General features: G+C 45.9%; 19 protein-coding genes. 6 read left to right on the plus strand and 13 right to left on the minus strand.

Annotated elements, in window-relative coordinates; translation table 11 throughout:
• Window positions 1-39 precede the first annotated feature (39 nt).
• Window positions 40-1,608, plus strand: a complete 1,569-nt coding sequence (locus tag WC445_01935) for a tRNA uridine(34) 5-carboxymethylaminomethyl modification radical SAM/GNAT enzyme Elp3 (GenBank protein ID MFA5128707.1) — start codon at window positions 40-42, stop codon at window positions 1,606-1,608.
• A 65-nt stretch (window positions 1,609-1,673) separates the two neighbouring features.
• Here WC445_01935 and WC445_01940 read toward each other — a convergent pair whose 3' ends face one another.
• Both WC445_01940 and WC445_01945 read right to left on the minus strand, forming a co-directional pair.
• On the minus strand, window positions 1,674-2,012 hold the full coding sequence (locus WC445_01940; protein ID MFA5128708.1) for a hypothetical protein: 339 nt from the start codon (window positions 2,010-2,012) through the stop codon (window positions 1,674-1,676).
• A gap of 11 nt (window positions 2,013-2,023) precedes the next feature.
• On the minus strand, window positions 2,024-2,434 hold the full coding sequence (locus tag WC445_01945; protein MFA5128709.1) for a hypothetical protein: 411 nt from the start codon (window positions 2,432-2,434) through the stop codon (window positions 2,024-2,026).
• Between the two features lie 133 nt (window positions 2,435-2,567).
• Here WC445_01945 and WC445_01950 point away from each other — a divergent pair, with 133 nt between their 5' ends.
• Both WC445_01950 and glyA read left to right on the plus strand, forming a co-directional pair.
• Window positions 2,568-2,858, plus strand: coding sequence for a GIY-YIG nuclease family protein (locus tag WC445_01950; GenBank protein MFA5128710.1), 291 nt, complete (start codon window positions 2,568-2,570; stop codon window positions 2,856-2,858).
• A gap of 103 nt (window positions 2,859-2,961) precedes the next feature.
• The gene (gene glyA, locus WC445_01955) at window positions 2,962-4,257 is read left to right on the plus strand and encodes a serine hydroxymethyltransferase (protein MFA5128711.1); all 1,296 of its coding nucleotides are present in this window, start codon (window positions 2,962-2,964) and stop codon (window positions 4,255-4,257) included.
• Between the two features lie 13 nt (window positions 4,258-4,270).
• Here the strand turns inward: glyA and WC445_01960 are convergent, their stop codons facing one another.
• Window positions 4,271-4,459 carry a hypothetical protein gene (locus WC445_01960; protein ID MFA5128712.1) on the minus strand — a complete coding sequence of 63 codons (189 nt, stop codon included), beginning with the start codon at window positions 4,457-4,459 and terminating at the stop codon, window positions 4,271-4,273.
• A gap of 54 nt (window positions 4,460-4,513) precedes the next feature.
• Between WC445_01960 and WC445_01965 the strand changes: the two genes are divergently transcribed.
• Window positions 4,514-5,338 carry a tetrahydrofolate dehydrogenase/cyclohydrolase catalytic domain-containing protein gene (locus WC445_01965; GenBank protein MFA5128713.1) on the plus strand — a complete coding sequence of 275 codons (825 nt, stop codon included), beginning with the start codon at window positions 4,514-4,516 and terminating at the stop codon, window positions 5,336-5,338.
• Between the two features lie 39 nt (window positions 5,339-5,377).
• Here the strand turns inward: WC445_01965 and WC445_01970 are convergent, their stop codons facing one another.
• Together WC445_01970 and WC445_01975 are read right to left on the minus strand one after the other, a co-directional pair.
• Window positions 5,378-5,818 (minus strand): DNA polymerase ligase N-terminal domain-containing protein, encoded by a 441-nt coding sequence (locus WC445_01970; GenBank protein ID MFA5128714.1) that lies wholly within the window; start codon window positions 5,816-5,818, stop codon window positions 5,378-5,380.
• Between the two features lie 11 nt (window positions 5,819-5,829).
• On the minus strand, window positions 5,830-6,966 hold the full coding sequence (locus WC445_01975) for an aromatic amino acid transport family protein (protein ID MFA5128715.1): 1,137 nt from the start codon (window positions 6,964-6,966) through the stop codon (window positions 5,830-5,832).
• Window positions 6,967-7,123: 157 nt separating this feature from the next.
• On the opposite strand from WC445_01975, the gene dnaB reads away from it, so the two are divergent.
• Both dnaB and recR read left to right on the plus strand, forming a co-directional pair.
• Window positions 7,124-8,488 carry a replicative DNA helicase gene (gene dnaB / locus WC445_01980; GenBank protein ID MFA5128716.1) on the plus strand — a complete coding sequence of 455 codons (1,365 nt, stop codon included), beginning with the start codon at window positions 7,124-7,126 and terminating at the stop codon, window positions 8,486-8,488.
• Window positions 8,489-8,565: 77 nt separating this feature from the next.
• Window positions 8,566-9,177: a recombination mediator RecR gene (recR, locus tag WC445_01985; GenBank protein ID MFA5128717.1), complete on the plus strand. Its 612-nt coding sequence runs from the start codon at window positions 8,566-8,568 to the stop codon at window positions 9,175-9,177.
• 44 nt (window positions 9,178-9,221) lie between these two features.
• Here the strand turns inward: recR and rplU are convergent, their stop codons facing one another.
• The 8 genes from rplU to WC445_02025 form a co-directional block, all read right to left on the minus strand.
• Window positions 9,222-9,533: a 50S ribosomal protein L21 gene (gene rplU / locus WC445_01990; GenBank protein MFA5128718.1), complete on the minus strand. Its 312-nt coding sequence runs from the start codon at window positions 9,531-9,533 to the stop codon at window positions 9,222-9,224.
• A gap of 81 nt (window positions 9,534-9,614) precedes the next feature.
• On the minus strand, window positions 9,615-10,181 hold the full coding sequence (locus tag WC445_01995; GenBank protein MFA5128719.1) for a hypothetical protein: 567 nt from the start codon (window positions 10,179-10,181) through the stop codon (window positions 9,615-9,617).
• A gap of 6 nt (window positions 10,182-10,187) precedes the next feature.
• The gene (locus WC445_02000) at window positions 10,188-10,628 is read right to left on the minus strand and encodes a DUF192 domain-containing protein (protein MFA5128720.1); all 441 of its coding nucleotides are present in this window, start codon (window positions 10,626-10,628) and stop codon (window positions 10,188-10,190) included.
• A 437-nt stretch (window positions 10,629-11,065) separates the two neighbouring features.
• On the minus strand, window positions 11,066-11,245 hold the full coding sequence (locus WC445_02005; GenBank protein MFA5128721.1) for a hypothetical protein: 180 nt from the start codon (window positions 11,243-11,245) through the stop codon (window positions 11,066-11,068).
• Between the two features lie 14 nt (window positions 11,246-11,259).
• Window positions 11,260-11,541, minus strand: coding sequence for a hypothetical protein (locus WC445_02010; GenBank protein ID MFA5128722.1), 282 nt, complete (start codon window positions 11,539-11,541; stop codon window positions 11,260-11,262).
• Between the two features lie 12 nt (window positions 11,542-11,553).
• A complete protein-coding gene (locus WC445_02015) occupies window positions 11,554-11,853 on the minus strand; it encodes a hypothetical protein (protein ID MFA5128723.1) in 300 nt (99 codons plus the stop codon).
• Between the two features lie 93 nt (window positions 11,854-11,946).
• Window positions 11,947-12,333 (minus strand): hypothetical protein, encoded by a 387-nt coding sequence (locus WC445_02020; protein MFA5128724.1) that lies wholly within the window; start codon window positions 12,331-12,333, stop codon window positions 11,947-11,949.
• Between the two features lie 301 nt (window positions 12,334-12,634).
• Window positions 12,635-13,114: a hypothetical protein gene (locus tag WC445_02025; protein ID MFA5128725.1), complete on the minus strand. Its 480-nt coding sequence runs from the start codon at window positions 13,112-13,114 to the stop codon at window positions 12,635-12,637.
• Between the last annotated feature and the right edge of the window lie 46 nt (window positions 13,115-13,160).

A 13,160-nucleotide genomic window follows, 5' to 3' on the forward strand; every position in this document is an offset into this window, starting at 1 on the left:
ACTCACTTCGTTCGTTCAGGGAATAAAATATAAAGTCAGATGAACACCATCGAAACCATCACTAAAAAAATTATCAAATCACGGCCAGAAAGCCGTGCCGACTTGGCGCAGATTAAACGCCAGACCGCGGGTAAATTTAAATTACCGCCGCCTCTCTCCGCTGATATTTTTAAAATTTATAAAAAACTTTTGCGGCAGAAAAAAATTAAACGCGACGAACGGCTGGAATTGCTTTTGAAAAAACGCGAAGTGCGGACAATTTCCGGCGTCGCGCCCATTGCCGTTTTAACAAAATTCTATCCTTGTCCTGGAAAATGCGCATATTGCCCAACAGAAAAAAACATGCCAAAATCTTATCTTTCCAACGAACCGGCTGTAATGCGCGCCATCACTTTTAATTTTGATCCCCAAAAACAAGTTGCCGGGAGAATTAAGGTTTTGGAAATGAACGGACACCCCACCGACAAACTGGAATTGATTGTTATCGGCGGAACCTGGTCTGCTCTGCCCGACCGCTACCAAAAATGGTTTATCCAAAAATGTTTTGACGGGGCGAACGGCAGAAAATCTTCTTCACTTGCCTCGGCGCAAAAAATAAACGAAACTGCCAAACACAGAATTATCGGCATTACTCTTGAAACCCGCCCTGATTATATTACACCCGTTGAAATAAAGCGAATGCGCGAACTTGGAGCCACAAGAGTTGAACTCGGCGTCCAAAGCATTTACAATTCTATCTTACAGCGAAACCGCCGCGGGCACAATGTCGCCGAAACTATCCGCGCCACGAAATTGCTAAAAGACGCTGGCTTTAAAATTTGTTATCACATGATGCCCAATCTTCCAGGTTCCACACTAGCTAAAGATTTTAAAATGTTCCGCGAAATTTTTACGAATCCAGATTTCCAGTCGGATATGCTTAAAATTTATCCCTGCGTTGTGACGCGCGATTCAGAAATTTATAAATGGTGGAAACAGGGGAAATATAAACCATACACAGAAAAACAACTCGTGGAGCTGCTCATTAATATTAAAAAATTTCTCCCGCCTTACGTCCGCGTGAATCGTTTAATCCGCGACATCCCGAGCCCAAGCATTGCCGCGGGAAATAAAGTTTCTAATCTGCGCGAAGTTGTTACCGCGGAAATGGCGCAACGCGGGCTACGATGCAAATGCATCCGCTGCCGGGAAGTCGGCCACCAAAAAAATCTCAAACACTCTGCTCCTAAACTATCCGTAAAAAAATATCTGGCATCAGACGGCACGGAATATTTTATAAGTTTTGATTCGCCAGATAAAAAAATACTCTACGCTTTTGTCAGATTACGAATTCCTAACTTAAAAACCGATCCCATTTTACCAGAGTTAAAAAATGCAGCGCTTATCCGTGAATTGCACACTTACGGTCATCTTGTTCCAATTGATAAAAAATCTCCCGGCGCGACACAGCATCTTGGACTGGGAAAAAAATTAATGGCCGAAGCGGAAAAAATCGCGCGAAAATCAGGCGTAAAAAAAATGGCCGTCATCTCCGGCGTCGGCGTCCGTGAATACTACAAAAAAATTGGATATCAAAAAGACGGAACTTACGTGACAAAAAATTTATAAAGAAAGCCCGCCTAACCGGTGGGTTTTTGAAATAAAAAACTCCCGGGAATTTCACTTCACGGGAGTCACTCATTACGGCAAGAAAGAAAACCGTTGTCTTCCGCCGTTTCGAGAAAATCCAACATTTCCTCGCAGACCGAGCCGCAATACGGATCGCTCCGCCCCCTTTCAATGTAGGCGCCGAACTCCTCGCGTAAGCGCTGTAAATCCTGAAGGGCGTTACGTATAATTGCTCTTCTCTTTTCAGAGGACAACCCGATGCCCTGACAAGAGGCCGCCTCCATGCGCGCTATCGAAATATGCAGATGCAGCGCTAGAACCGCGTCGGCGCTCGGTCGAACCACCTCGGTTTTGGCAGTGCAACCAACGAACGCAGCCAAGAGAATCGCGTAAATTTTCTTCATCGCCCCTCCTCTCATGGCCGGCAGAAAAAACCGTTCTGCCTTGCCTCTTCCAGGAACTTAGTTATCTCGAGGCAGACTGGACCGCAGTAACAGTCAGTCCGTCCCGCCGCGTGGTAAACGTCGAACTCCGCACCGAGACGACTCACGTCGCGCTCGGCAGCATTTCTCACGGCTTGTCTTGCACCAACTTCCGACATCGCTGCCTCGCAGATTCCGACTTCTGTCCGCCAAGCAGCCAGCTGGTAGTACTGTCCGGCAGTTCCGCCAAGTGTTGGTTCGCAGGTAACTACCTCGACTGTAACCGGATCAGTTGGCTCTGACAAACTTCCGCCACAACCGAAAACGAGAAACAGGAGCCCCAGAATGGCGCCGATTCCTCCGCCATAGTAACGCCGTTGTAGCGTGTATCCACTCTGTTCCATCCCTCAACCCTCCTTCTATCGCTCGTTTCAGGCGAATATAAAATTTTCTAACTTTTTTTGCTTTTTGTCAAGGAGAGATGTAAAATAAAAACACCCATCCTTGTCATTCCCGCGAAAGCGGGAATCCAGTTTTATGAAAAATTATTATGTTTATATAATGACAAACCGACGAAATGGTACGCTATACATTGGAGTAACAAATGATTTAACCCGCAGAGTTTACGAACACAAACATAATTTAGCAGATGGATTTACTAAAAAGTATAACATACACCTATTGGTGTATTACGAGGGAACGCCCAATGTTGTAAGCTCTATTCAAAGAGAAAAACAACTCAAGAAATGGAATAGAAAATGGAAACTTGCACTAATTGAAAAAATTAATCCCGAATGGGAAGATTTATATAATAAAATAATTCAATGACTACACTCTTTGTCATCCTCAATTTAAAGCCACAAGTGGCCTTGACCCGGAGATCCAGCGATCTGGATTCCCGCTTTCGCGGGAATGACATTGTGGGTCGGGCATGACAAATACAACTATGTCTTTTTTATCAAAATTCGATCCCGAAATCGCAAACGCGATTGAAAATGAAATTAACCGCCAGCGGTCTGGTCTCGAAATGATCGCTTCGGAAAATATCGTTTCCCGCGCAGTTTTGGAAGCCATGGGCACGCCACTCACCAATAAATATTCCGAGGGTTATCCTGGCAAACGTTATTATGGTGGAAATCAGTTTATTGACGTCTCGGAAAATCTGGCCATTGACCGCGCAAAAAAAATCTTTAACGCCGAGCATGCCAATGTCCAGCCGCACTCCGGCAGCCAGGCCAACGCCGCGGCTTATTTGGCGCTTTTGAATCCTGGCGACAAAATTTTAGCCATGAACTTGGCGCACGGCGGACATCTTTCGCACGGCTCGCCTGTAAATTTTTCTGGAAAATTTTATAATGTTGTTTTTTACGGGGTGGACAAAGATACCGGCCGAATTGATATGGATGAAGTCAAAGAAATCGCGCTTCGGGAAAAACCGCGCCTGATTTTGACTGGAGCTTCGGCTTATCCTCGCGAGATTGATTTTGCCGCTTTTCAAAAAATTGCTGATGAAGTTGGAGCGTATTTAATGGCTGACATTGCTCATATCGCCGGACTCGTTGCCGCGAAAATTCATCCTAATCCAATTCCCGTTTGCGACGTTGTGACGACCACGACTCACAAAACTTTACGCGGTCCGCGCGGCGCTTTAATTTTATCAAAAATTGCCGACCGCCTGCGCCCGGAAGATAAAAAAAATCTGGCGCAAAAAATTGACTCGGCCGTTTTCCCGGGAATGCAAGGCGGTCCGCTTGAACATATAATCGCCGCCAAAGCCGTGGCCTTTCTCGAAGCGCTCCAGCCGGATTTCATTGAATACCAAAAACAAATTGTAAAAAATGCCAAAGTTCTGGCGGAGACATTGCTTGGCGGCGGATTAAAATTAGTTTCCGGCGGCACGGATAATCATCTGATTTTGATTGACCTCTCCGAGACCGGCCTCGGAGGAAAACAAGTTGAAGACGCGCTGGGCGAAGTGGAAATTTATGTCAACAAAAACATGATTCCTTTTGACACTAGAAAACCGACCGATCCTTCCGGCATTCGTCTTGGCACCCCAGCCTTGACTACTCGCGGCATGAAAGAAGATGAAATGAAAAAAGTTGGCGAAATGATTGTAAAAATTATAAAAAATATTTCCGATGAAAATGTAAAAAAAGAAGTCCGCGAAAGTGTTCACGGACTTGTGACGAAGTTCCCGATCTATCCGGGGCTGACTGTTTTGTAGTAGAGGCGCCCGGCTACTTCATACGAGGCTTGGCCATGCTAGCGATCAAGAGTGAAACAATGATCAGCTCAACTGGCCGCACGTATTCCGTAATACCTACGGTGAAGTGCCGATAGATAATCCACCCGAATATCCCGATGTAGGGAATGAGGAAATCCGCCACTTGCCACACACGCCTAATCAGGCTTTTCTTCTCACCCATTTCTGTCCTCCTTTCCGAGAAAACTTAACATGATTTTAAAAAAATGTCAAGGATATGCCCGCTCAAATAATTGATGGCAAAAAAATCGCCGCGGAAATCCGCGTGGAAATAAAAAAAGAAATCGCTGAATCGGGAATTACACCCGGTTTGGCCGTGATTTTAGTTGGGGCTGATCCGGCCTCGCATTTGTATGTTGGCCTTAAAGAAAAAGCCGCCGCCGAAGCTGGCATTCATTTTGAAAAATATTTATTTTTCGCCACTGAGCCAGAAGAAAAAATTACTATGAAAATTCAGGAACTAAACGCCCGGCCGGATATCCACGGAATCCTGGTTCAGCTTCCCCTGCCAGGCGGCTACGACGAAAGTAAAATCATCGCCGCGATTGATCCAAAAAAAGACGCCGATGGTTTTCATCCGGAAAATATTAAAAAACTTATTTCTGCCGCGCCGGAAATTATTCCACCAGTCGTCTCTGGAATTTTAAAATTGATTGAATCAACCGGCGTGGAATTAAAAAATAAAAAAATCGCCATCTTGGCGAACAGCGAAATTCTAGCAAAACCGCTGGAAAAAATTCTAACAGGTAATGATATCCAAACCATCATCGCCCCGGAAACATTGACCACAGAAATTGCCGACGCCGATATCATTATCTCGGCGCTTGGCCGAGCAAAAATTATAACTGCCGACGCCATAAAACCCGGCGCGATTTTGGTTGATGTCGGAACAACTCGGCTGGATGACGGCACAACGGTCGGCGACGTTGACTTTGAATCAGTAGCCGCGAAGGCCAGCTGGATTACGCCCGTTCCCGGAGGCGTTGGACCAATGACCGTGGCAATGCTCTTGCAAAATGTCGTGAACATCGCAAAAAAATAATTCTAAAAACACGGCCCTCGAGACGTGTTTTTTATTCTCTTAAATTTTGTATAGTAGCCAATTTTTCCCTTCCATTTTTACCAGCGCATAATCGCCTTTCAATTTCTCGCCATACATTTCAATTTTCATGGCCTTGGTATTTTTCTCTTTCAAAATAAATTTCCCCTTGTCCCAAATCAACACTTTTCCCGCGCCGTATTGGCCCTCGGGAATTACGCCCTCAAAATCAATATATTCAACCGGATGATCCTCAACTTGCACCGCCAACCGCTTTACTCCCGCGACCTCCGGCGGACCCTTTGGCACAGCCCAAGATTTTAAAACTCCATCCATTTCCAGACGAAAATCATAATGCAAGTGTCTCGCGTGGTGCTCTTGAACAACAAACCGACTTTGGCCGGTTTTTTTAATTTCACCCCTTGGTTCAGAAGTAACGGAAAATTTTCTTTTTACCCGATAATTTTTTAAATCCGAAGCCACAAAATTTTTCTTTAGAATTCAGGATAAATTACTTTATAAATAATTCCCAAAATAAATACAAACGCCACCAGACTCAAGACCCATTCGGAAATTTTAACTTTATATTCCGGAGTTCTTTTCCCTTCTTTTTCCGCCTTGAGCCAAATCAAAATTATCAAAAGCCCCTCGATTCCTCCGAGCACCGCGCCGGTAAAAGCAGCGACAGAAATAAATTCCGGTCGAGCCAAAAGAAAAATTATAAATGGAACCAGGCATGCCAAAAGCCAGGAAAGCCAGCCATTCACCTTGTAATCTAATTTAAAAATCTCTTTGAGATTCAGTCCCAAAACAAGAAAAGAAGTAGTAATAGCCAAAAAACCGAAAATCGCGCCAAAGAGAACAATATTGCTTCCAAGCGGCCCGACTAAACCGCTGATTGCTTCTGACGTGGTATTTTCTCCGCTGATCCCGATTACCACGAAAGAAAAAAGAATTGTAATGACAATCGGAATTGCCGTGCCCCAGATCAACGCCTTTTTCATTTTCTTTTCCTGGCCACGTAGCAAATCTCTGATTTCAGGAACTGCCGCCGCCCCACCTAGGGCGAATAAAATCACGCCGTAAGGGAAAAATATTTCTTTCAAATTCATGACAAATAAATTTGGATACCAAACGTAAGACAGACCAAAAATAAAAATTATCGCTACTACGGCCAGAAGAAACATTGTCATCGCGAATTCAATCGGCGCCACGAGGCGAAGGCCGACTCCGACCGTGAGCGACGTAACAATAAAAAATCCGATTTGATAAGCCAAAATCGTTCCGCCAAAAACCGGCGAGAGAAGCAGGTGTAAAAATTGTCCGCCAATAATTATATAGGCGATAAGCGCGCCGTAAAAAGAAAAAATTTGCGCCAGAGCCGCTACTATTTTTCCCTTACTCCCAAGATATATTTCCGCATAACCAACCAACCGATGTTTCCCTTCGGTGCGGAGAGCTACTTCACCATAGAGAACATGCACAAGCAATAGAAGCATGCCCAAAATAAAAATATAAGTGGCGCCAAGAGCAAAGCCCACTTTCTCCACGGCGTAAGGCACGCCAAAAAGCCCCACTCCTACGATCATGCCAACCATCATGGCGATGGCATGAAAAAATCTTTTATTCATAACTCTCTAAAATTAGTTCTAATAGTTTAGAACATTATAACATAAACGAAATTATAACTCAAAATAAGGCTATTTTTAAACGTGGACAAAATGTGCAAAAATCCATTTGCCTTTTTCCCCCAAATCATCTAAGATTTAAGAACCTAAATTGCCAACTATGGCTACCGAAAAAATCACTCCGCAAAATATTGAAGCCGAACAATCTCTTTTGGGAGCGCTTTTAATTGATAAAGATTCTGTCATCCGCGTTGCCGATATTGTCCGGACGGAAGATTTTTATAAAGAAAGCCACGCCGTGATTTATGAAGCGATCTTGGATCTTTTCGGTCGCCATGAGCCGATTGATATTTTAAGTTTAACTTCAAAACTTGAAGAACGCGACAAATTGGAAATGATCGGCGGAAGAAGTTATTTGATGACTCTCGCTAATTCCGTCCCGACCGCCTCGCACGTTGTCCATTACGCCAATATTGTCCAGAAAAAAGCGACTTTACGACGGCTTCTAACCGCAGCCGGAGAAATCACCTCACTTGGCTACAACGAAGAAGAAGACGTGGAGGTTGTTTTGGATAAAGCTGAACAAAAACTTTTTTCCGTTTCCCAAAAATATTTAAAACAAATTTTCATCCCGATTAAAAATATTTTAACCGAAGCCTTTGATCGCATTGACGAATTGCATCGGGAAAAAGGAAAACTCCGAGGCCTCACGACCGGCTACCATGATTTGGATAATCTCTTGGCTGGGCTTCAAAAATCGGATCTTGTGATTTTAGCCGCCCGCCCTTCCGTCGGTAAAACTTCGCTTGCCTTGGATATCGCGCGAAATGTCGCTACCAAAGCAAAAGTCCCGGTCGGTATTTTTAGCTTGGAAATGTCAAAAGAACAACTTGTTGACCGCCTACTCTGTTCCGAAGCCGGGGTGGATCTTTGGAAAATGCGCACGGGCAAACTGTCCGACCGTGATGAAGACGATGATTTTCCGCGTATCGGCCACGCCATGGGAACTCTTTCCGAAGCCCCGATTTTTATTGACGATTCGGCAACTTCAAATATAATGGAAATCCGGACTAAAGCCCGACGGCTTCAAATTGAAAACGGTTTGGGTCTTCTGATTATTGACTATTTGCAATTGATGGAATCCCGTTCGCAAAAAGCCGACAACCGCGTCCAAGAAGTCGCGGAAATCACGCGTTCGCTAAAAGGTATTGCTAGAGAATTAAATATCCCCGTGCTTGCCTTGTCTCAATTATCCCGCGCCGTGGAAGCGCGTTCCCCGGCCATCCCGAAACTCGCGGATCTCCGCGAATCGGGCTCAATCGAACAGGACGCCGACGTGGTTTTGTTTATTTATCGCAAAGCCATGGACCGCAACTTCCGCGAAATAACTCCGGAAGAAAGAAACATCGCCGAAATTCACATTGCCAAACACAGAAACGGCCCGACCGGAATCGTCAATCTCTTCTTTGATGAAAACCGGGTCAGTTTTAAAAATTTGGAACGGCGCGCGGAAGAACAGCAATAGTTAGTAACGGGTAACGCGTAAATTGAATATTTTAAAAATTACTGGTTACTGATTACACGTTACTGGTTACTTCAACAATGTCTAAATTCCCCTTATCACTACAAAATCTCGTCGATCATTTCTCTAGTTTGCCGGGCGTTGGCCCCAAAACCGCGCTCCGGTTTGTTTTTTATTTGTTAAAACAACCGAAAGCAGAAGTGGAAAAATTCGCGGTGGCGCTTGGGTCTTTAAAAAATGTTCTAGCGACTTGTAGTGTCTGCCAAAACTTTTCTGAAAAAAATCCCTGCGCAATCTGCGGCGATTTGAGACGCGACCACGGAACAATTTGCGTTGTAGCCGAGCATCAAGATTTACCGGTTATTGAAAATACCGGCATCCATAACGGGACTTATCATGTTTTGGGTGGAGTTTTAGACGCGCTTCACGGCATTACTCCAGACCAGCTAAAAATTAAAGAACTGGTTACCCGTATCCAAAATGGCAATGGAAAAATTAAAGAAATAATTCTGGCCCTTAACCCTGATTTGGAAGGCGAAACAACTATGCTTTATCTCACAAAACTCATGAAGTCATTCGGTAAAAATATAAAGATCACTCGCCTCGCCCGCGGGCTTCCCATGGGAAGCGACCTTGAATACGCTGACGAAGTGACTGTTTCCGACGCTCTGAAAGGAAGAAAAGAAATATAAAAGAATTAAAAAAATCAGCCGCGTTTGGGCTGATTTTTATTTTATTATTTTATACTCGTAACTTTTACTTTCGTGAACATCTGTCTGTGGCCATTCTTTCGGCGATAACGAACTTTTGGTTTGTACTTTATGATGTTCAACTTTTTTGCCCGGCCTTGCTCTAAAATTTCTCCGGAAACTTTCGCCCCAGAAACCGTCGGTTTTCCAACTTTTACATCCTTACCGTCTTCGTCAGCCAAAAGCAAAACTTCAAAATCAATCTTATCGCCGGCTGCTCCGCCGATTTTTTCGATTTTTAAAATATCCCCTTCTTTAACTTTATACTGCTTTCCGCCTGTTTTAATTACTGCAAACATAATTTATTTTTGAGTATTAAAAAATTAACATTCAACTATTAAAACATCTATTTAAAAAACTGTCAACTTCTTCCAGTTTTCCTAACGCCCTTTTCCCAGCTCCTTGTCGATCGCCGCGACAAAACTTCTAAATTGATTCAGATCCGGATCATCCTGGGCTCTTTTCAAATCTTGCCTTATTTCTTCCTGTCCTTGACCAACTCTTCCGATAGCATCATCTATATTACCAATCTCCTTAAGGATAGTCTGGGCTCTTTTAAAATTTTCCTCTCGCTTAGCCCTTTCCAATTCCCCAAGAAGTCGCGCGCTTTCTTTATTGAGTTTGTCTACCTTTGGCTTCGCGGCTGCTATTGCCTCGCGCAAATCCCTGGCCATTTGCAGTGCCGCCCGTTCCTTTCTCCCTACAAGCGCCGCGAAATATTCTCTAGCTAACGAAAGCTGCCCTCTTTTTAAGGAATTAATAACTCCTTCCAGATTTTCAATACTCTGCTGCCTCGCTTTCCCGCTCTGTTCATTAAACACTCCAAAATTTTTGGTTTGACGTAATTCGCGCTGGAGAAAATCAACCATTGCTTCTTTAATTTTTAAAAAATCTTTCCCCTCTATACTTCTTTCTTCCTCCACTCCGAGTATCTCAATCCTATGCATATTTTTCTAAATTTTAATATCCACCTTATCTCCTATTTTTATCCCGTGCTCCGCGGCAAACCCGGCGTTGACTTCTAAAACATAATTAGCTGGTTCTCTCGGTGTGTAGGTTGATAAAAATTCCGCGGCCGTAACCGGAAGATTTGGCGCGATATCAACAACTACATTATTTTTAATCCAAATAATATCAATGGAAAAATTCATATCTTTCATCCAAAATGCCGGCTGACCGGGGGTAGCAAAAATAAAAAGCATTCCATGATTTTTATCCAAACTTTTACGGTTGCTTAAACCTTTTGCCATTTCCATCGGCTCATCAGCGATTTCCACTTTAACTTTTACATCATCAATAATTACTGAGCCGTGTTCTTCGACGTATTGGCCTACTTTTAAAAATCCCGCCGCCGCCAAAATTACGATAAAAATGACCGAATAAAAACGTTCCATAACATTCAATGTCATTACGAGCTTAGCGAAGCAATCTCATTTATGGGATTGCCGCGTCGCTCATTTTATTCGCTCCTCGCAATGACAAAATAATTCTTTTAATTATTGTACCAAAATATCATAAAATCGCAAGCTAAATAAAAACCCTGGAGTGAGTGAGCAATCCTCGAATATCCAGACAAACAGAGAGAGATTTGTTTGCTGAACGAGGCTTACTCACTCGCTTCAGGGTTCAAACATTTTTTGAGGCCACCACCCGACTGAAATTCATGTTAACTAATTTGAGCGGGTGACATTCTCGAAAAATGCGGGGAGTTACTAAGCATAAACTTTTCACTCCCCCGAGGCTCTGCTTCCTCTGGGCTCACCACTGCGCAGGTGACGCGTTCGGGCGCGGCTGGCGAACGTTGACCTTGCGGTCAAGCGATGGCAGCTATCTATCTCACGCCTACCTCCTTCTTTTCGCCGAGCAGGAACCGGACGAACTGGTCCAGCTGCGGCTCGTACCGCTGCATGAGCCGGGCCGTCGCCTGCGGTGTGATCCGGTCGGCGATTCTGACCACAAGTACTGTGGAGACGAGAATCGCCGTGCTAGCGATCTCCCATGCCATCTTCACAATTTTTCTCCCTTCTAGCCGATCTTCCGAGGATTTGTTGCGACGAACACCAAGTACGCCGCGACGAGCAGAACGACGTTCAGGAGGACGGCACCGAGATTGGCGGCCGGTCTCCACCAGGCGTTCGGCAACGCCAGATAGAACTCTCTGTAGATCGTCGCCCCTCCCGCGAGGACAGCCACGATCGTGAACACGAAGGCTCCACCTGGAGAACCTTGCGCCCAGCGGAGGATGATCATCGCCCCGAAGGCAACGATCATCACCCAGAACGCGATCGTTCCGATTGCTTCGAGCATCTTCTTCTCTTTCTACCCGCCGAGGACCAGCAAGGTCCCGACGAAAGCGAAAAAGACAATGAACAGAAAAACATTGCCCTCGGCTCCGTCTTCTGCCCCACCGACAACCATGAGCCGCCGGCGTTCCAGTTTTTGCACTCCTTTCATGAGAATGTACAGGTACGCTCCTACCACCAAAACTCCCAATGCCAACCTGAACAATCTCTTTTCCTCCTTCTTTGAAAGCACCACTTCTCGTGATGCCCTCGAAAAAGGGCGGAACTCATTTTTTAGGTGGGTTCCGCTAACTCGCTTAAGTTGCTCGTCGCGCATTACTGCGTGATTTCGCAAAACTTTAGCGAGCGCTCAACCTAGGATGGTTGAACTTTCCTGGCATACTTTGGAAGCCAGGACGTTGGGAAGGAACTACGAGCAGCCCTCGTCGACCGTGCCGTCGCAGTCGTCATCGACCCTATTGCAGTCCTCTTCGGTCGAGACGAATTGCGACTTGCAGGCAGTCCACTCACGGTTCAGGCAGGTGCTCATGCCGATTGCGCAAATGCCACGCGCGCCATCCACCGAACAAGTCTGTACCGAACCCTCCGGCACCTCCTCTAGACGGCCGTCCTCGTAGACGAGGCACCCTCCTTCTACCGCCTCCGTACCCGCCGGCTCGTCGATGATAGGCTGGCTCGTACCGCCGAAATCGAAAGTGTAGTACTGCGAGAGCCAAGCCGCGAGACCGATGCCGACGAGAATCAATCCCACGACGATCGCCGCGACCTCCGCTCTCTTCGACCTCTGCGTCATCATATCTCTCCCTCCCCTTCCTTCCTTGTTTGTTGCCCAATGAAGGGCAGTGTAAAGAACTTTGTCCCGGACACGCGAGATATTCGCGGCCGAGAAACTTTCCTCTCTTCGAGCTCACCACTTGCATGATGCCCTCGAAAGAAGGCGGAACTCATTTTTGAGGTGGGTTCCGCTGGAGCTCGCTTGGTTGCTTGTCGCACACTTGCGTGTGAGATTTTACAAACCTTTGCAAGCCGCTCAACCTAGGATGGTTGAACTTTCCTGGCATACTTTGGTTTGAATTTGCCAGGACGTTTGGAAGGAGCTACGAACTGCAGCCAAGCATCTGCGGCGTCAGCAACAGATTGCCTTCGCCGCCGATCCACGGATGGCGAATCACTGCCGGTTCCACCGAGAGACCGTCAACGGTAACCATGAGACGGTCGAGCATGCCCAGATCGCCGTACCAGCGTCCGTCGGTACGTCGAGCATTGACCTCGACGCCTCCCGCGCGACCGCAGGCCTGCGCCTTGGTCAGCCGCACCTCGAACATGGCCGGCCCGTAGGACACATCTCCGTTCGAGGCATCACCGGGATCGACTGCGTGAAAGATGTAAATCTCGGCCGACTGCTCATCCTTGGAGTTAATCCGAACCGTCACGGAGTCCCGCTGCTTGTCCGCGCGCTTGTCTGCCAGCAGAGCCAGAAGACCCAAGCTCAACATGCCGAACATGAAAAAGCAAACCGCACCCACAAGCCACCAATTGCGCCACCAGTTGCTGAGAGCCTTCAGTGCCTTCTTCATCTTCTTCTCCTTTTTCCTTCCTTGTTGTAAAGAACTTTGTCCCGGA

Source organism: Patescibacteria group bacterium (assembly GCA_041650995.1).
In the GTDB taxonomy this organism is placed as follows: Bacteria; Patescibacteriota; Patescibacteriia; order XYB2-FULL-38-15; family XYB2-FULL-38-15; genus JAHIRI01.